Here is a 20,428-nt window from a genome sequence, read left to right as displayed (position 1 = left end):
GCACCTGTATCCATTAAGGCACAAAGACCTTTCCTTCAAATAATTTTCTTGCAGTACGAATAATCGAAGCTTGAACTCCTTCTGGTTTATCCGTCGGGTTGGTTAATGCCACCTCAAATTTGCCACTTAAATGCTCAATGGCAATTTGCTGCATATTAACTCTCCCTTGAAGGTAACGCTCAATAACTGTCCCTGAAATCATGCAACCCGTGGCAATCGCAATTGCCCCAGTGACGGCTAGTGCACCGTGACATTTATGAGGCATAAAGTAACGCACATTAATGGTGCCGCCATGAATTGCAGGGGAAACTAAAATGGGTTTTGGGATCACTTTTTTACTGACGTCACCTAAGCCCATCATCTCGCCCGCTTGCCGGCGAAGATGCTCCAGTTTTTGCATAAACTCACTATCGCTTTCAAGTTGTTCGGCAGTTTCATACCCCGTTTTATTTAACTGAGGAGCATCTATCAGGATCACGGGGGTCGCCATATCAAGGCAGGTGACTTCAACACCATCAATAATATCGATGACGTTACCCGTCGGAAATAATTTCCCTGTTTTGGTCCCGCTCGCGTTTAGAAATGTTAACCCAACAGGTGCAGCATGACCGGGAACACCTGCAATCGTCGCATTGCCATCGTATTCCACTTGTCCGTTAGGTGTTTGGATGGTGGCATTAATAAACGTATTGGTATTCACATTACGTACTCTGACGGTGGTCACATCGCCGGTAATGGGAACTAACCCTTTTTCGAGAGAAAATGAGCCTACCGCACACAAAATATTTCCACAATTTGGCGCAGTATCGACAATTTTTTCGGTGATGGCGACTTGAGCAAAAAGATAGTCAACATCGGCATTAGGGTGGGTTGAGGGACTGATGATGGCGACTTTACTGGTTTGTGGGCTACCACCGCCAATGCCATCAATTTGTAGCGGATGACCGGAGCCCATAATGGCTAAAATCAATGCATCACGTTGTTGAATATCGGTTGGGAGATCATCAGCGAGTAAAAAGACGCCTTTTGATGTGCCACCCCGCATTAATACACAAGGAGTCTGTTTCATGACACTTCCTATTAGAACGCATTGCTCGTAAGAAAAATGGAGTGCGGCTTATTGCACTCCATCCGTGTTATTAGGTAAGGGCGATTAGATTAAGCCCATATTGATCAGAATTTCCCACCAACCTAAACCGATAGTCATGTGAACTAATAAGCTTAAGAATGCGATAATCCCACCAATGATCCACCAAGAACGAATGTCGTTGTACCCTGCACCGAAGACGATTGGAGCTGCCGCGCCTCCGTAATGGGTTAAGCTGCCACCGTAAGCGTTAGAGAACAGCAGACCCAGAGCTAACAACATCGGTGGTGCACCTGCAACCATACCGACAGTTGCGAAAACAGGAACCATTGCGGCGACATAGGCACCACCAGAAGCGAACAAGTAACGAATCGCGACACTGATAAACATGATGACAAAGAACGCTAACATCGCTTGATCACCGAAGGAGAGATATTCGCTCATCACATCTGCTAACCATTTGAAGAAGCCCGCTTTGGTCAGTACGCCGGACATCCCGATAATACCACCGTACCAAATCAGGGTGTTCCAACCGCCTTTGTTCTTCAGTACATCGTCCCAAGTTACTACACCGAGAATCAGCGTTAATGCCATAACCGCGATGGCGACACTTGAAGCGCTCACACCGATTTTATCTGCAAATATCCAGCCGGATAACGCCAGTACAAAGATAATGCTGAGCAGTTTTTCACGCACGGTCATTGGACCTAAATCTGCTAACCCTTTTGCTGCGATCTCTTTGTTGTTCACCTTTTTTAGCTCAGGTGGATACAGTTTGTAGATAATCAGCGGAGTCAAGATCAACATGATTAAGCCAGGTACAGCAGCGGCTAATGCCCAGCCACCCCAACTTAAATGGATACCCATAATGTCGGTCATCATCGCTAATGCCAGCGCGTTTGGTGCCATTGCAGTTAAGAACATATAGCTGGTGGTTTTTGTCACCATGTATACGTTTACCAGCAAATAGTGACCGGCTTTACGTGGGCTTTTTTCAGGATCAGAGCCTAGCGCTACCGCCACACTGTTGATGATAGGAAACACAATTCCACCCGCACGGGCGGTATTTGATGGCGTTGCTGGCGCGATAATTAAGTCAAGGATAGCGGTGACATAACCCAGTCCAAGAGTGGTGCCACCTAATTTTCCAATAAGAATATAGGAGAGGCGCTTACCCAAACCGGTTATGACGAACGCGGCACTCAAGGTGAACGCGGCGAAAACTAACCACGTTGTACCGGATGAGTAACCACTTAGAACTTCGCCAACTTTGACGTCTTTAGTGCCTGTTACACCGATGATCACCGCACTGGCAGCAATCGTGGCTAACAAGATCACAGGCTCGGAATAAGGTTTTAATACCAGCCCCACAATGGCGGCAAGGTATAAACCAAATAATAGCCATGCAATACTCGGTAGCCCGGCGGGCGTCGGTATTAAGGCTATGATTATAGGAATAGCTATAAGAACTAATAGCTTCCATATTTTATCTTTTTGCATAGGCTAATCCTTCAAGAATATAAACTTTAAATTTTTTAAATCACATAAAACGAATATTTAAAATGTGTGAAAACCTATTTCTGGATATAGCGGTATCTTGAATAGTGTTATATTTTTAATAAAACTATTGGCGACCGTATATTTGCAGAAACGTTGTTAATTATTGAAAATGCAAAATCAGGTTGTATTTAAAAATTATTTTCTCTGGTTTTAATGAATAATTTTTTGTGATGTTGGTTCCTTTGTTAATGAGTATTTAAATTGTTTTTATTTATTAAGCTAAATAAACATCAGAAGGTAATCGCGCAAAAAACCACGTTAGAATCAACAAATCTGCGCTGCCACCTGGGCTTAGATTTTTTTCAATACATTGATGGTCAAATTGTTGGACTTTATTTAAATCTTTTTCGTCATGAAGACCTTGATGTAACAGGCGATTTGCTTGCTGCTTTATCCAGCAGAGCCCCTCGATACCTCCACGATTGGCGACGTTGGTATCATCATTGAGGCTCATCAGCAAAATTAGCGTATCGAGTAGGGCGATATCGGCCTGTTTACCATCAGCTAGCTGTTTCAAATAATGGGGCAGAGCATGGGTTATCACCAATTGATAACCGTGTTCTGCTTCACCTCGGGCACCTGTGAATCCATACTCTTGGAATAAACGTTGTCCCGCTGTTGGGTGTTCTGCGGGCTGTTGCAGCTCAGTGGTTAATCCTTGGCACATGTTAGAAACGACTTGGCTGATTGCATTGGGCGTAATTCGCTGCTGTAACCCTAATAAACGACCGATCGCCGTGAGCACTAAGCCTAAGGAAAAAATAGAGCCTTTATGAGTATTCACGCCCTGAGTGGCATGAAACATCGCTTTTTCACAATCGATACCGATGCCGCGAATTTGACGTAGAAGCTGGCTAATCGGCAATTGGCAGTATTGGTGACCTGCCTGTAAAAAGAGCGGAAAGAATTTGGCAATCGCGTTGGCACTTAAATGAAAATCAGTTAGTGCCATATCTTTATGTGCACCCGTATTATATTTATCTACTAAACCTGGTTTTGGCGTTAAGTTCACTTCCGCTAGCATGGCTTGCCAAGCCAGTTGGCTGTAGTGATTAACGACGTCATCATTTAACGTAGTTTGTTGATCTATGAGTTGCTGGAACATAGGCTAACTCCTTAATACGGTGCAAAATTTCATCAAGAGAGTGGCTGCGCTGACGCGCGCACACTTTGGCTTCATTGTCACAAATTAAGCAGCGTCGAGTGGGTAAATTAAATTGGCTGCGGGAATACAACACACCGTTTTTATCAAAAACATCAAAGTCCCAGAGTCGACCGACAGGGGATAATTCTTCCGCATCCATTAAGGCTTTTTTGACCTCAATGGCGTCAGCCTCTACAGCGACTAAGCATTCCGGTCCCGTCACGAGAGGGAATGATTGTTGTGATAAAAGTACCCACTGCCTGCATGAAGCAACTTGCTTAAGCGCATTTAAGCCTTGATTAAAAATGTCTCTGACCAGTTGACTGTCTTTAACTGGACCCGGAAAAACGACAGTAAATGAAATCAAGGTTACCTGATGGAGACCAATCCACTCTTGCTGACGAGCCTGACGGGCATCACGGCTCGCCAGCAAGTCAGGTAAGGAAATTTCAAATTGCTCTTGGGTATCAGGCAGTGGGTAAAACATGTTCTACTCCTTCACTTGATGCACAACATCAATCACAGAACCGTCACGATAGCGCACAACCGCCACGACTTTATCGGTAAATTCGATCGGATTTGGCGTACCCGTTAAGAGCTGGGCGCGTTCACGTAACCATTGGATAGACACGGTTTTGATGCCTTGGCTTTCCAGTTGTTGCTTCAACTCTGGGCGAGCAGGGTTGACGGCAATACCGTGGTCGGTGACCAAAATATCGACACTGGAGCCCGGAGTGACGCAAGTGAGAACCTCGTCCACTAATGTTGGGATGCGACCACGAACTAATGGAGCGACAATAATGGATAATTTTGCGGCAACGGCGGTATCACTATGCCCGCCTGATGCCCCGCGGATCACACCATCGGAGCCAGTTAACACATTGACATTAAAACGTGTATCTATCTCTAATGCGCTGAGTACGACGACATCCAGCATATCCACAGAGGCACCTTTAGAATCGTAACAGGCGTACTGGTTAGCACTGATTTCAATGTGGTTTGGGTTACGCGCGAGAGACTCTGCGGCGGCTCGGTCAAAGCTTTGTACATCAAGGAGTTTTTTGATTAAGCCTTTTTCATGCAGATCCACGATGGTCGATGTGATCCCACCTAACGCAAAACCAGCATGGATATGGTGGCGACGCATTTTGTCTTCGAGGAAGCGAGTCACTGCGAGAGAAGCCCCACCAGTCCCTGTTTGCAGTGAAAAGCCTTCCTTGAAGAAACCTGACTTTTCAATCACATCTGCGGCTGTGCGGGCAATCAGTAGCTCACGAGGATTGGATGTCATACGGGTTGCATCGGCGCCTATTTTGTCGGCATCACCGACACGTTTGACTTTGACGATATAGTCCACTTCATCCTGTTTGATACTCGATGGGTTGTGTGGATAAGGGAGAAATTCTTCTGTTAGCATGACGACTTTCTTGGCCGTTTCCGCATCGATTTTGGCGTAGCCGAGTGAGCCACAACTCGCATTTCCTGTGTAGCCGTTGGCATTACCGTATTCGTCGCATGAAGGTACGCCGATAAAGGCGACATCGATTTTTAATTCACCGCTATGAACTAGATTGGCACGTCCACCATGGGAGTGAACTTGTACAGGTTCAGCTAATTCTCCGCGAGAAATGGCTTCGGCTAATGGGCCGCGTAATCCAGAAGTATAAATTTTGGTGACGACACCATGGCGAATATGTTCGACTAAAGGGGAATGGCAAGCACTGAGTGAGCTGGATGCCAGTGTCAGGTTGCGAAATCCCATTTCTGCAATCACTTGCATCACCATGTTGATGGTCAAGTCACCGCCACGGAAAGCGTGGTGGAAAGAGATGGTCATGCCATCTTTTAGCCCAGAGCGGCGAATGGCGACTTGCAGGTCATCGCACAGTTTGCGGTTACGTGGTTTTTGAACTTGCTGCTGAACTTTGCCGATATCTTTGAATTCGCGCAGTAATTCATCATTTTTAGGTGCTAAGTAGGCTGATACGCGAGCCTGACGCAATGTATTGGTTGTCATAATGTTCTGCCTCACTCTTCCCGAATGCCTGATAATGCCGCGCGCGATAACACTAAGCGGGCTCGTTCAATAACAGGGCTATCTACCATTTTCCCGTTGAGGGAAACGACGCCTTTGCCTTCTCGCTCTGCGGCATCAGCGGCGTCCACAACACGCTGTGCATGGTCGACTTCTTTTTGGGTTGGGGCATACAAGTTATGCAGTAACTCAATTTGTCTTGGGTTAATTAATGATTTGCCATCAAAACCAAGCTGCTTAATGAGAGCGGCTTCTTTGAGGAAGCCTTCTTCATTGTTGGCGTCAGAATAGACGGTATCAAAGGCTTGAATACCGGCAGAACGCGCAGCTTGTAAAATGGCGCACCGAGCATAGAGGAGTTCAATGCCGTCTGGAGACCGCTCGGTGCGCAAATTGCGGACATAGTCCTCGGCACCTAATGCGATGCCTATTAATCTTGGGGAAGCGTGGGCAATATTCACCACTTGGGTGATCCCCATTGGGGATTCGATAGCCGCTAATAATCCAGTGCTACCTTCTTCACGGCCACAGCTTTTTTCAATGCGCAGTATTTCGTTTTCAATATCAATAATATCTTGCGCGGTATCTGTTTTAGGTAAGCGCACAATATCAGCGCCACCGCGAACAACCGCTTCAAGATCTGCGACACCATAAGCAGAGTCGAGAGCATTAACACGTACGATAGTTTCAATATCTTGATATAGCGGGTGTTGCAGTGTGTGATAGACCAAACGACGTGCTGTGTCTTTTTCTCTAATGGTGACTGAGTCTTCAAGGTCAAACATCAACGCATCAGCTTTATAAATAAAAGAGTTACTGAGCATCGCAGCATTGGAGCCGGGAACGAACAGCATACTTCTACGGGTACGGCTTTTTCTTTCCGGCGTCATTATTTATCCTCCCATGGCAGAGCATCAAGATCACAGGCGCGAGCCAGCAAGGCTTCGAGGCGAGCGCGCAATACGCACTCCAATGCACCTTTGTCATCTACCACAATTTCAGCGCCTTGAATGTCATATTTTTCAATCATTTCAATCACGATAGCATTGATAGCATCACCAAATTGTTTTTCAACACTGCTGGTGATTTGTAGTGAGACCTCGTGAGTATCTTCGAGAGGCTCGATTCGTACCATGACATCACTGGATTCAAGTGTGCCGGCAACTGCTGCGTGTAGTATCTTCATATTTCACCTATAACTAATTTCAAGCTTGTAGTGCGGGAGTGGGCGACGGTGTCTGTGCTGCCAGCATGTCTTGCAAATAGTGATAAGTGGCAGGGGGCACAATCGGCTTGATCGCCGCAAGATCTTTTTTAGCGAGTAGTTTTCGAACTTGCGAGGCAGAGACTGCCGTGCCGTCGATAACTGTTCGCGGAAATTCAACCAACTCAATAGGTGGGAATGGCAATTCATCCGTTTCTAGCCAGTAGCGCATGTCTTGGTTATATTGATTAGTGACTTGGCAAAATGGTTCTGAACCAACGAAACGATGGGTAATTCCCAACGCCGGAGCAATATATTGGCGAAAAATCTTAATATCGATTTCGGTATAACAGTTATTCGCAACAGTAATGTCTTTAATAAAATAACAAGGGAATGTTGCTCTCGAAATAATATATTCTGAACCTTTATGAATGGTTAGATTACCGATTCCTTTTGTACCTTCCTCAATTAATTTAAGGCGAACTTTATAAGGAAAACGGGAAGTATCTTCCTTCACCACAAATAAATGTAGCCAGTCACAATTCTTTGCGGCCTGTTCAATTAAGTAGCGATGCCCTAATGTGAATGGGTTGGCATTCATTACGATAGCCCCAATTTTTTTTCCTGGTTTGTACTGGGCTTTTAAACTTTTAATATAGCGATTTAAGTAACAGCAACTATTCTCCATTAAAACCATGACATTGGGCACGGTGGCAATGGTGTGAAATCCGCACTGTTGAAATAACTCTTCATTTTGATATTTCGTGTAAATAAATAGATGAGTTGTATTATTTTCATAGGCAAGATTCACCAGTTCAGTGGCAAGTTTTAATGCTAAACCTTCACCGCGAACTTCATCACTAATGGCGACGCATTTAATGACATTTTTAGCGAGACCACCGCAGGCAATTAACTTCTCATTACGAGTGATAGTAATAAAGACGTCAACGCTGGCATCAATGTCTAAATCATTCTCTTTTAAAAACTGAGTGATATCATTGAGTTTTCTGTTCTCATGACGTTTTACTTGGTTAAACGTTATGCTGTCGAACATAATGGTATCCTGCATCTCATTTAGAGATGTATTAAAAATGTTGCTAATGTTAAAGTTAATTAAATAAATATTTTTGGCTTTTCTAAATTTAGCTAAGTTCTCAATTTTTATTTAATTATCCTTTTCAATATTTATATTAAATAGCCTGCATATAATATATTTGACCTATTTCATGTTTCTAAAATGAGTTTGTATTTGTTTAATGGTTTTAATGTTTTTAATTCAGAGTTATGAACTTTACTCAGTGGTTTTAATGTGTTTAATTAATAATATGTGCATTACTATCCCGACTAAGTTATATTTTAACTTCATTATGGCGATATTTATCTGTAACAATAATTTTACTTTTTAGCGAGTTATAGAGAGATGAGATGAAAACAGAGCTTTCACAAATTCCATTTAAAAAAGGAAATATATTTTCATTCTCTGGGCGAGTATTTCTTCTATTGTTGCTGGCGTCGGTCTTGCTTACTTTTGGATTAGGTAAGTATTTTACAGATACGACCGAAAATCGCATGATGGCAAACATTCGTGTACTTGCTATGAGCCAAGCCAAGATGATCGCTTCTCTGGATGGCATTGTGAGTTCAGTAAAAGATAAAGATATTCCTAAACTAAAAATTATTGCCGACAAGCTCAATCAAGATTCAAGTTATGACTATGTCGTGATTGGTGATGAGCATTCCATTCGTTTATATCATCCTAATAGTGAAAAAATCGGTTACCCGATGCAATGGAATAAACCTGGCGCATTAGAAAATGGTGAAAGCTATTTTATTAAGGGCGAAGGTTCTATGGGGAATGCTGTTCGGGCGAAAACACCTATTTTTGATGAAAATGGCAAAGTGATAGGGGTTGTTTCCATCGGTTATCTCACCACAAAAATAGACACCTCTTTAGCCGAAATTTTTGTACAGACATCTGCGACATTTTTAGGGGTATTGGTCATTCTGCTGTTTCTCTCTTGGGCATTTGCGAAATTAATTCAGCGGCAAATGCTGGGAATGGAGCCAGAAGAGATCACTCAGTTAGTTTTGGTGCAAAAAGGTATTTTTGATGCGGTATTTGAAGGGATTATTGCGGTTGATCGCTATGGCAAAATTATCAATATCAATCATAACGCCAGAAAAATGTTAGCGCTGAGTGAATCAGCAAAGCAATTAATTGGTAAGCCAATTTCTGATTACGTCTCTCCCGCGAGTTTTTTTACCAAAGAGATAACAAAAAATCAGCACGATATTGTGTGTGAATTTAACGGGCTGAATGTGATAGCCAGCCGTGTGGCGATTATGGATGGTGAATTGCTTGCAGGTGCCGTGATCAGTTTTCGTAGCCAAAATGATATTGAGTCACTGAATGTGCAGCTCTCACAGGTGCGCCAATATGTGGATAATTTACGCACACTGCGCCATGAGCATTTGAACTGGATCTCCACATTAAGTGGTTTGCTGCAAATGAAAGAGTATGATCAAGCCTTGGCATTGATTAAAGGTGAATCAGAGTCTCGACAGCAATTAATTGATTCATTGAGAGAACAGTTTGCAGATAAACAAGTCGCTGGACTGTTGTTTGGTAAATATCATCGCGCTCGTGAACTTGGACTCCAACTCATTTTTGTACCGGGTTGCCGATTATATGAGTTACCTAGCTCACTAAATAGCACGGAATTCTGTGCTGTCTTAGGGAATTTATTGGATAATGCATTTGAAGCCAGCTTAAAGAATGAAGTGGGTAATAAGCAGGTGGAATTATATATCTCAGATGAAAATAATGAGATTGTGATTGAAGTTGCTGACCAAGGATGCGGTTTTCCTCTCGAATTGCAGGATAAATGGTTTGAGCGTGGAACAACAACAAAAACGGATGCTGTCGAGGGGCATGGCATAGGGCTTTTTTTAGTGGCTTCCTATGTTAATCGATGTAATGGGGCGGTGATCATTGAAGATAATCAACCGTATGGTACTGTATTCTCTATTTTTATACCGAAAGTGAAGACGCAAAATGGTTAAGATAAAAATCCTCATTGTCGAAGATGAACTGCTCCTTGCTGAAATGCATGCTGAGTACATTAAAGCTTATCCTGCTTGTGATAAAGTCTGGCTTGCGGGCAATCTTGCTGAGGCAAGAAAAATGATTGAGTACATGAAGCCTGATTTGATTTTGTTGGATAATTATTTACCCGATGGGAAAGGTATTGATTTAGTTCACGAGCTGCTTCAAGAAAGAAACAGCGCTGATATTGTGTTCACTACGGCTGCCAGTGATATGGAAACGGTTACCGAAGCGATTCGTCTTGGTGTGTTTGATTATCTCGTAAAACCTGTTGCTTATGAGCGTTTAGGGCAAACGTTAGACCGTTATATTCAACGTAAATCTGTTTTACATGGGACAAATAAAACCAATCAAAGCCAGATAGATGATATGTTTAATACTTATGCACGCGGTGAAAGTAAAGAAGAATTACCGACAGGTATTGATGCATTGACTCTGGATAAAGTACTCGCATTATTCGCCGCGCCCGATGCGGAATATACGGCAGAAACGATTGCTGAGACGATAAAATTGAGTCGTACAACAGCGCGACGCTATTTAGAATATTGTTTAGCTCAGCACAAAATTGAAGCAGAAATTGAGTACGGCAAGGTGGGGCGTCCGCAGCGTATTTATCGCGGTAAGCAGAGTTAAGAAATAAGTAGTAATGTCGATTTGTTCTGCTTTGAGGATTCTTATATGACGACCTTTTATCAATTGACCGCTAAAAGCCTTAGCGGGCAGTGCATCTCTATGGAGGAGTACGCCAGTAAGGTGGTTTTAGTTGTGAATACGGCCAGCCATTGTGGCTTTACACCACAATACGCCGGTCTTGAAGCGCTCTACAAGAAATATGCAGATCAGGGTTTTGTCGTGCTCGGTTTCCCCTGCAACCAATTTGGGAAACAGGAACCTGGGGGGGCAGAGGAAATCGGACAGACCTGCTACATTAATTACGGTGTGAGTTTTCCGATGTTTGAGAAAGTAGACGTTAACGGAAGCGCAGCACACCCAGTGTTTCGTTATCTGAAACGTGAGCTGCCCGGTCTGCTAGGTGGGCGGGTCAAGTGGAACTTTACGAAGTTTCTCATTGGACGTGACGGTAAACCGCTGAAGCGCTTTGCACCGTTCACGACTCCAGAAAAAATGGAAGTGGCAATTGTTGCCGCACTTAAGATTTGAATGTTCGGTCATTCGAGCCTATTTTATGCAGATTTTCTGAAGTTATTTTTCTTTCCCTGAATTTTGTAATTCATTCTCCATAATTATCACTTTCTTTTGAGCTCGCTCATCACCTTGCTTTGCAGCGAGTCGATACCAAGATAATGCCTTATTATCATTTTGTGGTACGCCCATACCATATTGATAACAGGCACCGCTGGCATATTGTGCATCACGGCTATTCTGGTTGGCAGCTTTGATAAACCATTGGCAGGCTTTTGCTTGATTAGCGGTAATCCCATCCCCTCGTGCGTAAATAAGCGCTAAGTTGAACTGAGCTGAAACTTCGCCTTGTTCAGCGGCGAGCGTGAGCCATTTGATTGCAGATACTGTATCGCGCTTGGTACCTTGACCCGCTAAATACAGCATACCTAGGCTATTTTGTGCAGGGGAGAAGCCTAACTCAGCGGAACGAGTAAAATACTGAAAAGCGAGAGGGTAATTGATTTTTTCATACATGCCAGTCGCTGCTTGGTAACCTAATATATACAGTGCTTGAGGATGGTTTTTCTCAGCCAGAGCCAAATAAATTGCATGAGATTTTTGTGGGTCTTTATTGCCAGCAGTACCTTGTTCATACCAATAGGCTAAAGTGAGCTGTGCGGCGGGGAACTGTTGTGCAGCGGCAGCTTCTAGCCAGATTAATGCTTGCTGCGGATTTTTCGCTAATACATTGGGGACACCTTGTAAAGTGTATTCCGCCATATTCATTTGACCAATAGGATCACCTGCTTTTGCTGCTGCTTCCATCCAGCGCAGCATCTCTTTTTCATTTTTGCCGATCCCAACACCTTGCTGGTACATCAGGGCGAGGTTAATTTGTGCTTTGGTAAACTGTTGGCTGGCGGACAGTTTATACCAATAAGCCGCTTTATCGAGTTGACCGTGAGATTGGTAAAATATCGCTAAATTAAATTGCGCTTCTGCTTGTCCGCTATGGGCTAACTCAGTCAATGTTTTTTCATCTACAGCCGGAGAGGGGGCGATAGGCGCCTCTGTCTTAGCGAAACTCACATTGATTGACAGTGAGTAAAGGATAATGAAGGGGATAATAAACTGTCTCACAAAACTTCCTTGGGATGAATTTTAACCATTTATTCCTATTAGGTAGGTTAGCGGGTTGTTTTTAGCAGTGCAATCGCCATTATGGCTATTTGAAAAAATACTTTATTTATTTAGTATTTTAAATCATAAGGTTATAAAAAAAATGAAAAATAATTCAAAAAAATATGAACCTTTTAGGTCTATCGCAGGTCTCAATTAGCATGTATATCACTGTTTGCTCGCGTAAACATTCATATATTTACCCTCAATATTCATTTCTTTACATGAAGTAATGCAATAATGCATCTATGTAGTGTAGTTTGAATTAGTTGTACGATCCTTAATAGAATGCATTATGCCCAGTTTTAGTCGCTGGGCTTTTTTTTTGCATGAAATACTATCCCACCCTTTCTTTGCATAAAAATACACCCTCGTTTTATTTCATCCCGCTATTTGGATGATAAGTAGACTATAAATAGTCACAAATATAAATAATCACATATATGAATTTATTTTCTATTCAATGTTTGCAGATTCTCATTTACCTATGCGTAAAACTTTATGGTGTAGATTTAATTGCGTTTATTTGGAATGGAATGGTTAAACATAGAACAATGTGCTTAACATTTGATAAACAACTGATTATTTAGTGGGCGATAAAAATTTCATGTTTTTGTAAAAAATTGAAGTTAATCACGATAACGATCTATGAATGTAGTAATTAATACTAGCTAATTCTTTAGTTTTGGTGCATAAATAGCATATATTGCTTAATTGATTATTCTGTTTTGGATGGCATATATTTGCCATAATGCTGAATAAATAATCAAATATGCTTTAACTCATTGAATTTTATGTTCGTGATTCATAAACAATATATGCACACAGTTTTGTTTGTTTTGAGGTCAGGGATTGATACTCCACCTACCAAAAGTGAATCTTCTAAAGCTTAAATTCTTGAGATCATAACAATGCGAGGGTGCAGACAGCGCTCCGTGGTTTTTTTGCATACGTACAGGTTGTACTAGAGGTAACTTGTGTCCACAACAAATAACAAAGAGGAAGTCAGTCTTAACGCGTTTAAGCAACCTCGTTCATTCTATCTCATCTTTTCTATCGAACTCTGGGAACGTTTTGGTTACTACGGTCTTCAGGGGATCCTCCCAATTTATCTCAGCCAAGTGCTTGGTATGTCGGAAGCGGAATCTATTACGCTGTTCGCGGCATTCTCTGCGTTGGTCTATGGCTTCGTTGCCATTGGCGGCTGGTTAGGCGATAAAGTTCTGGGTACCAAGCGTGCGATCGTTCTTGGAACGGTAGTACTGATTGTCGGTTATGCCTTCGTTGCATACTCTGGGCATGATGTGTCGATGGTTTACCTCGGCCTTGCTACCATCGCGGTAGGTAACGGTCTGTTTAAAGCAAACCCATCATCATTATTATCTACCTGTTATGACAAAAATGACCCACGTTTGGACGGTGCATTCACCATGTACTATATGTCGGTTAACATTGGTTCATTCTTCTCAATGCTGGCAACACCATGGTTAGCAAAACATTACGGCTGGGATGTCGCATTCTCCCTCAGCGTAGTGGGGCTGATTATTACCTTAATTAACTTCTACATGTGCAAAAAATGGGTTTCAGACCACGGTTCAAAACCAGACTTTGCACCTGTTGTCATCTCCAAATTACTGATGACTATCGTCGGTGTAGTTGCACTGATTGCGATTTCAAACTGGTTACTGCACAACTTAGGCATTGCGCGTGCGGCACTGGCGGTGATTTCTCTGGGTATTTTAGTTATCTTTATCAAAGAAATGATGGCGCTAAAAGGCATTGCTCGTCGCCGTATGGGCGTCGCATTGATCCTAATGTTAGAAGCGATTGTGTTCTTCGTTCTCTATAGCCAAATGCCGACGTCTCTAAACTTCTTCGCGTTACATAACGTTGAGCATGAAGTTTTTGGCTTAGCCATTGAGCCTGCTCAGTATCAAGCGTTAAACCCATTATGGATTATGATTGGTAGTCCAATTTTAGCTGCAATCTATAACAAAATGGGTGACAACTTGCCGATGCCACACAAATTCGCTATCGGTATGATACTGTGCTCAGCAGCATTCTTAGTGCTGCCACTCGGCGCAAAATTTGCGAATGAAGCGGGTATTGTGTCTGTTCAATGGTTAGTTATCTGTTATGGCTTCCAAAGTATTGGTGAGCTGATGATTTCTGGTCTGGGTCTGGCGATGGTGGCTCAATTAGTTCCGCAGCGCCTGATGGGCTTTATCATGGGCGCATGGTTCTTAACTAACTCTGCTGCGGCATTTATCGCAGGTTATGTGGCTTCCATGGCGGCAGCACCACAAGGTGAAATCACCAGTAAAGTTGAATCTCTCGCGGTGTACAGCGATGTATTTATGAAGATTGGTCTGGTGACAGGAGCAATTGCCATTGTAATGGTATTTACTGCGCCATTATTAAACCGCATGACGCAAGAACAACATTAATTTGTTTTGTTAGTTATCAAATAGAAAAAGGGCGATGGTGATATCGCCCTTTTTTAATGCATGATTATTTAAAATATCGATTATTAATTAATCTCATGGAACGGTTATTACCGTTGACTAAAAGAGTACTCGCACTGTGGCTATGCAGGTCATTTGAGATACCACTCATCAGCACTGTAGGGGTGATTGCGGTCGCAGCAAAAATGACATCGGACGTATTCACCATCATATCCAACGTTAAAATGTCCCCAATTTCGATGCCCATCTGTTGGCAACGAATTGCTTCTTGCGCTGCTAACAGCTTATTTTTTTCTGTATCTTCTTTAGCTTTATTACGTGGTACAAGACGTGCTTGCATATCTCCACCTAATGCGCGTGCAATGGCAGCACTAATAATGCCTTCTGGTGCCCCGCCAATGCCATACATCATATCAATAGGATGTTCAGGTAGGATTGTTAGCAGTGATGCAAGTACATCGCCATCAGGGATGGTAATAACATTGGCGCCAAAGTTACGGATAGTTTTGATAATATGTTGGTGGCGAGGTTTATCAAGAATAGCAATATTAAGCATTGAAATCGGTTTATCCAATGCCGCAGATAAAAATTCTAGGTTTTTCTCTAATGGATTTTTTAGGTGAACAGTGCCTTTTGCTGCGGCACCAACAACCATTTTTTCCATATACATATCCGGTGCTTGCAATAATGTGCCGGTAGGTGCGGCGGCAAGGACCGCAATCGCATTGTGCTCATTACATGCCACCATGCGAGTACCGTCAATGGGATCAACTGCGATATCTAAATGATGTTCGCCGGATTGTTTGCCAACTTGTTCACCAATGTACAGCATCGGAGCTTCGTCAATTTCGCCTTCGCCAATCACAATTTTTCCATGAAAATCAATTTCATTGAGTCGGTTTCTCATGGCTTCAACAGCAGCGTTATCAGCTGCATTTTTATCGTGTTTCCCTACCCATTCAAACGCGGCAATGGCAGCAACTTCGGTCACGGACGCGATTGCAGATGCGAGTTCATCGCTAATTTTCATTTTTGTGTTGTTCCTAGGACTAAAAAATTATCGCGACTATGATACGTTTTTTGTGATCAACTTGGTAATTTTTCGATGAATAAATCAACGTTTTATTGGCGAAGGGGGGAGAATGGGGAAGGGGAAGGGCGGAGTAAACTCCGCCAAGAAAGAATTACAGCATTTCAACGATGGTGATCCCGCCAATAATTGAGATTAAGGCAGCAATCGTACTCAGTAACACCGTTCCCGCGGAGGTTTCAGTGTAGGCTTTATTACTGATAGCAAGTGCTGGAACAGCGGTTGCCGTCGGTAATACACCGATAATAAATGCAGCTTTTAATAAATCACTTTGTAAACCTAATGCGAGACCGGTACCAAGAATTAACGCGGCTTGCACAAAGTTTTTGACAAATACGTTAAAGATTATTTCTTTACTGATTGTCAGCTTAATACCTGAAAGCAGTAAACCAAGGAAGAAGAGGGCAACACCACCAGCAGTTTTACCGAGTTCATTCACAGAGTTTTGCAGAATTTCAGGTAATTTCACGCCACAAATAGCCAGAATAGCCCCTAAAACAGGTAAGAAAACTAATGGCTGAATGACGGCTTTACCGACAGATTTCAGGACACCATTACCTTTTGCGGATCCACTGATCATCAATAAGGTAAATGGAATAATAATAACGGTATAAATTAAGTTACCAAGTACCATGGCAATTAAACCGGATGAACCAACAGTAGCCAGTAAAACCGGTGGTCCACAGTACGCCATATCCGGGAATGATACCGATAAGGCTTGCATCGCAGCGTCAGTTTTGTTGTGACGGAAAAAGAGTTTACCGACGACAAAACCAATTACGTAAGATGCAATTAATCCCACTGCCAGCGCTAATAGATAATCAATGTTTAGTAGCACAGATGGCGGGGCTTGGACGGCAGCAAGGAAAAGCGCAAAAGGTAAGGCGATTTTGACAACAAAGTCCGCAAACGCTTGCGAATATTCCCGTTTCACGAAACCATATTTACCCGATAACCACCCTACGGCGAGACCGAGTATGATGGGACTTAGGGCTTCAAGTATTATATGTAATAACATAGTTATTCCTTTGCGTTATATAGAACAAGGCGCGAATTTAAATATACTCGATAAAAGACAATCGTTATTTGTTAAATAACTTCCTGGTAAATTGTCTATAAATTAATAACATAATCATACGAAAATACACCTATTATCTGCATATTTTTTATAATAAATATAATGAGTCGAAAATAGATTATTGGATTTGATTAATTATTAATAAAAATAAGGGTTATTTTGCCTTATGGGAAAATAATTATTTAATGGCTTGTTTGTCTGGGGAAAAAACATTAAAAATGTACTATCATTTTATGATGAGAAAATAATAAAATGACGGAATAGATTAACCTGCGAATACTCTTAAAAGGAGTTATTTTGTAACAGTTTGTTACCCACGGTTGGCAATTTAGATATTCATCTTTAAACTAGGACGATTATTGAATAATGTAAACTCTATAATGCACTTATTGTGTATAAGGCGTTATGGTGTGTCGAGTTTTTTATCATGAGCTAGAGCGGTTTAACTAGCTGGTTTTTTTACCACAAATTTTACGAAAACACAGTTTGTTTCAGATATGAGCAACGTGTTATCCCCTAAGATCCGGTTGACTAATCTTGGGTTGCTGGCATTGGATTAAAGAAGGAAACCTATTTGTGGATACATGGATACTCTTAGGACTAGTTTTAATTGCATTAGTGATAGTGGCCCCTGTGCTCGCTATCATCGCGATTAATCGTACTGGTCGTATGCAATACCAAATTCACCAGTTAAACCAGAAGATCACTTCACTCGAAGCTAAAATAGCTCATGGCAATGTAGGGGGAGCTGTTAGTGCGTTAAATACGATGGATGACAACGACGCATTAACTTCAGTAGAAGTGCAATGTAATGCCTCTCAATTGGAACATTTTGAGCCAGAAGATAATAAAAACGATGTTTCCGAAACCCCAGTTCAAGATGCTCAACCTCTCTTTCAACCGATGTCAGTTTCCAGTCATAAACAGCCTGATACAGTTCATCCAGTCTCGATAAATCCAAATCGTTTTGATAAAACTAGACCAAGCCAAGCTTCATCTGAACAGAATGAATTAGAGAGTAGATCAATCTTTGCACATTTCTTTTCGTGGCTAGTGACAGGGAATCCTCTTGCTAAAATCGGAATTTTATTATTATTTCTAGGTGTTGCTTATTTACTCAATTACAGCGTGCAAAATGAGATTATATCTCCAGAATTAAGATTAGTGTTTAGTGCCGCTGGCTGCTTAGTTTTACTCTGTGTTGGTTGGTGGCTACGCAAGAAAAAAGCATTATTTGGCTTGATCTTACAGGGTGGAGCAATTGGGTGTTTATACATAACCGTTTTTGCTGGCTTTAAGCTGTATGCCATGATCCCTTATGGATTTGCATTTGTGGCAATGCTCATTATCTGTTCGGCAAGTATTGCTTTAGCGTTGTTACAACGCACTATTAGCTTGGCAGTCTTGGCATCTCTAGGGGGATATTTAGCACCAATATTACTGTCTTCTGGGGGCGGGAGTCATATTGTTCTATTCTCCTATTACCTCATGCTATCGATAGGTATTTTGGTGATTAGCTTTTGGCAAGCATGGCGCCCATTAAACCTAGTCGGAATGTTCATGACTTATGGGGTAGCAGTATTATGGGGAATGGAACATTACAATTATGATAATTATCTCTCCTGCCAACTATTTATCATTGCCAACCTGATTGTATTCAATGTATTAACTCAATTATTTGCTTTACGTTTTGAGCATAGTAAACAGCTAGTCGTCGATAATACTTTATTATTCTTCCCGCCATTGATGAGTATTTCGCTGCAATTTGCTATTTCGGGTGGAATAGGATTATTGCCAGCCTTTATTTCTTTACTCATCGGTTTGTTGTATCTCATAGCAAGTATCAGGCTCCATAAACGTTTTAGTTCCGTGGGTAAAAATATGGCATTGGGCAATATTATTATTGGTGCTAGCTTTGTTACGTTAGCAGTACCCCTTGCTCTGTCATTTGAATGGACAACGATTGTCTGGTCATTACAAGGCTTTGCCATGTTGTGGTTTGCGCTCAATCAAGGGCACAAAAAATTGGCGATGACTTCCTGCTTACTTATTGCAATTAGTGCATTAATGATATTAAGCGATTACCCATACTATTATTGGAGTGACAATGTCATTTATATGATGCCAAGCTTAATCGCGGTTTGCTTTTTTGCAGGCGGGTTATTTCATGTGCGTCATAAAGAAACACGTTATTTCACTGTTCTCAGTTACCTATTTTTATTCCTCGGTTTATTAGTCTGGTTTGCTTGGGTGCCTGAATTTACCAGTATGCTGTCATGGAATAGCGAAGTTGAAAGTCTAATCATTTTGGCATTGGTGTTGATTTCAGCATGGTGCTGGCGTCTTGGTGGTCAAAAAATTAATTGGATCCCATTAGTTCTATGTCAGTTCTTACTATGGGCAGTGGCATATTACTATTTAGCATTAGATTTTATTGATGCAAATAATCCTATGGGGCGCGGTGAAGGCTCACTCATCTGGCCGGTCATTCTTGGAAGCTCAGTGCTATTTGTGATGCATGCTTATCGTACTCAGAATCTCTATATTCGGCGCGGAATGCACGTTGCCAATTTATGGTTAATTATTGGATTTGTTGCAACCCAAGTTCACTGGTTTGTGGTGAATCTTCCATGGGGAATGCATGAGCTGGGTTACTTTATTTACATCATGTCGATGACCTTATTGGTCTTAGTTCTCTATTGGTTGCAACATAACAAATTTGTACCGATGCGACGAAAAGGGCTGCTGTACTGGTATAGCATATTGCCGCTTATGGCGGTGCTGGTGGTACTGTCTTCTTGGTCTAACCTGGAGGATGGGAAACTGACCTTCTGGAGCTATGTCCCATTAGTCAACCCGCTTGATGAAGCGGGTCTATTTAGCATTGCTGCGCTGTTGCTGATGCGTAAAGGCTTTATGGAGAAGCTAAGAAAAGTAACACCACTTGAAACGGGGGTGGTGAACGGACTCATGGTGGTGATCATCGGGCTAACGCTTCTTTGGTATAACGGTATCATTCTTCGTGCAACAGCGGATTTTGCCAATATTACGTGGAACCGACATATTTTATTTGACTCGCGTTTAGTTCAAACCGTGCTTTCCATTAGTTGGGGGATTGCGGCACTCGTTTGTATGGTGATTGCCGCTGTGAAGAAAAGCCGTGTATGGTGGTTTGGCGGCGCTGCCATTTTTGTGTGCGTCATAGCAAAACTTTTTCTTATTGACGTGTATGGGCAGGATGGTATTTCCCGTGCGGTCTCTTTTATTGCCGTCGCGGTGTTGATCTTGGTTGTAGGGTATTTTTCTCCATTACCACCAAAGCATAAAATGGACATTGAGATACAGGAAAAATAGT

General features: G+C 42.2%; 16 protein-coding genes. 5 read left to right on the top strand and 11 right to left on the bottom strand.

What is annotated here, in order from left to right:
- Nucleotides 1–13: 13 nt before the first annotated feature.
- From PR766_RS13260 to citC, 8 genes are all read right to left on the bottom strand, one after another.
- Complete coding sequence (locus tag PR766_RS13260; protein ID WP_154636466.1) at nucleotides 14–1,069, bottom strand: 4-oxalomesaconate tautomerase; 1,056 nt, start codon at nucleotides 1,067–1,069, stop codon at nucleotides 14–16.
- Nucleotides 1,070–1,153: 84 nt separating this feature from the next.
- Complete coding sequence (locus tag PR766_RS13255; protein ID WP_006662015.1) at nucleotides 1,154–2,587, bottom strand: anion permease; 1,434 nt, start codon at nucleotides 2,585–2,587, stop codon at nucleotides 1,154–1,156.
- Nucleotides 2,588–2,861: 274 nt separating this feature from the next.
- The gene (gene citG / locus PR766_RS13250) at nucleotides 2,862–3,752 is read right to left on the bottom strand and encodes a triphosphoribosyl-dephospho-CoA synthase CitG (RefSeq protein ID WP_006662014.1); all 891 of its coding nucleotides are present in this window, start codon (nucleotides 3,750–3,752) and stop codon (nucleotides 2,862–2,864) included.
- Nucleotides 3,712–4,278, bottom strand: coding sequence for a citrate lyase holo-[acyl-carrier protein] synthase (citX, locus tag PR766_RS13245; RefSeq protein WP_154636467.1), 567 nt, complete (start codon nucleotides 4,276–4,278; stop codon nucleotides 3,712–3,714). The genes citG and citX overlap by 41 nt, the downstream gene beginning before the upstream one ends.
- 3 nt (nucleotides 4,279–4,281) lie before the next feature.
- The gene (gene citF / locus PR766_RS13240; protein ID WP_036965122.1) at nucleotides 4,282–5,808 is read right to left on the bottom strand and encodes a citrate lyase subunit alpha; all 1,527 of its coding nucleotides are present in this window, start codon (nucleotides 5,806–5,808) and stop codon (nucleotides 4,282–4,284) included.
- 11 nt (nucleotides 5,809–5,819) lie between these two features.
- Complete coding sequence (gene citE / locus PR766_RS13235) at nucleotides 5,820–6,716, bottom strand: citrate (pro-3S)-lyase subunit beta (protein ID WP_006657569.1); 897 nt, start codon at nucleotides 6,714–6,716, stop codon at nucleotides 5,820–5,822.
- Nucleotides 6,716–7,012 (bottom strand): citrate lyase acyl carrier protein, encoded by a 297-nt coding sequence (citD, locus tag PR766_RS13230; protein ID WP_006657570.1) that lies wholly within the window; start codon nucleotides 7,010–7,012, stop codon nucleotides 6,716–6,718. The genes citE and citD overlap by 1 nt, the downstream gene beginning before the upstream one ends.
- A 19-nt stretch (nucleotides 7,013–7,031) precedes the next feature.
- The gene (gene citC / locus PR766_RS13225) at nucleotides 7,032–8,084 is read right to left on the bottom strand and encodes a [citrate (pro-3S)-lyase] ligase (RefSeq protein WP_036965119.1); all 1,053 of its coding nucleotides are present in this window, start codon (nucleotides 8,082–8,084) and stop codon (nucleotides 7,032–7,034) included.
- A 371-nt stretch (nucleotides 8,085–8,455) separates the two neighbouring features.
- On the opposite strand from citC, the gene dpiB reads away from it, so the two are divergent.
- Genes dpiB through PR766_RS13210 form a run of 3 tightly spaced genes read left to right on the top strand, consistent with a single transcriptional unit; the run spans nucleotide 8,456 to nucleotide 11,297 of the window.
- On the top strand, nucleotides 8,456–10,093 hold the full coding sequence (gene dpiB / locus PR766_RS13220) for a sensor histidine kinase DpiB (protein WP_154636468.1): 1,638 nt from the start codon (nucleotides 8,456–8,458) through the stop codon (nucleotides 10,091–10,093).
- Complete coding sequence (gene dpiA, locus PR766_RS13215) at nucleotides 10,086–10,769, top strand: two-component response regulator DpiA (RefSeq protein ID WP_006657573.1); 684 nt, start codon at nucleotides 10,086–10,088, stop codon at nucleotides 10,767–10,769. The genes dpiB and dpiA overlap by 8 nt, the downstream gene beginning before the upstream one ends.
- Nucleotides 10,770–10,814: 45 nt before the next feature.
- Nucleotides 10,815–11,297, top strand: coding sequence for a glutathione peroxidase (locus PR766_RS13210; RefSeq protein WP_006657574.1), 483 nt, complete (start codon nucleotides 10,815–10,817; stop codon nucleotides 11,295–11,297).
- A 42-nt stretch (nucleotides 11,298–11,339) separates the two neighbouring features.
- On the opposite strand, the gene PR766_RS13205 is transcribed toward PR766_RS13210, so the two are convergent.
- Nucleotides 11,340–12,401 carry an SEL1-like repeat protein gene (locus PR766_RS13205; RefSeq protein ID WP_230086844.1) on the bottom strand — a complete coding sequence of 354 codons (1,062 nt, stop codon included), beginning with the start codon at nucleotides 12,399–12,401 and terminating at the stop codon, nucleotides 11,340–11,342.
- 1,016 nt (nucleotides 12,402–13,417) lie between these two features.
- Here PR766_RS13205 and dtpA point away from each other — a divergent pair.
- The gene (gene dtpA / locus PR766_RS13200; RefSeq protein WP_006657577.1) at nucleotides 13,418–14,887 is read left to right on the top strand and encodes a dipeptide/tripeptide permease DtpA; all 1,470 of its coding nucleotides are present in this window, start codon (nucleotides 13,418–13,420) and stop codon (nucleotides 14,885–14,887) included.
- Nucleotides 14,888–14,951: 64 nt separating this feature from the next.
- Here the strand turns inward: dtpA and glpX are convergent, their stop codons facing one another.
- Nucleotides 14,952–15,929: a class II fructose-bisphosphatase gene (gene glpX, locus PR766_RS13195; RefSeq protein WP_179896533.1), complete on the bottom strand. Its 978-nt coding sequence runs from the start codon at nucleotides 15,927–15,929 to the stop codon at nucleotides 14,952–14,954.
- A 160-nt stretch (nucleotides 15,930–16,089) separates the two neighbouring features.
- Nucleotides 16,090–17,013 carry an AEC family transporter gene (locus PR766_RS13190; RefSeq protein WP_006657579.1) on the bottom strand — a complete coding sequence of 308 codons (924 nt, stop codon included), beginning with the start codon at nucleotides 17,011–17,013 and terminating at the stop codon, nucleotides 16,090–16,092.
- A 636-nt stretch (nucleotides 17,014–17,649) separates the two neighbouring features.
- Here PR766_RS13190 and PR766_RS13185 point away from each other — a divergent pair.
- Nucleotides 17,650–20,427 carry a DUF2339 domain-containing protein gene (locus PR766_RS13185; protein ID WP_230086845.1) on the top strand — a complete coding sequence of 926 codons (2,778 nt, stop codon included), beginning with the start codon at nucleotides 17,650–17,652 and terminating at the stop codon, nucleotides 20,425–20,427.
- Nucleotide 20,428 lies beyond the last annotated feature (1 nt).

The sequence above is a fragment of the Providencia sp. PROV208 genome (assembly GCF_028479465.1).
Classification (GTDB): domain Bacteria; phylum Pseudomonadota; class Gammaproteobacteria; order Enterobacterales; family Enterobacteriaceae; genus Providencia; species Providencia alcalifaciens.
Note: the sequence above shows the minus strand (reverse complement) of the source record. Positions and strands in the feature narration are given on the sequence as shown.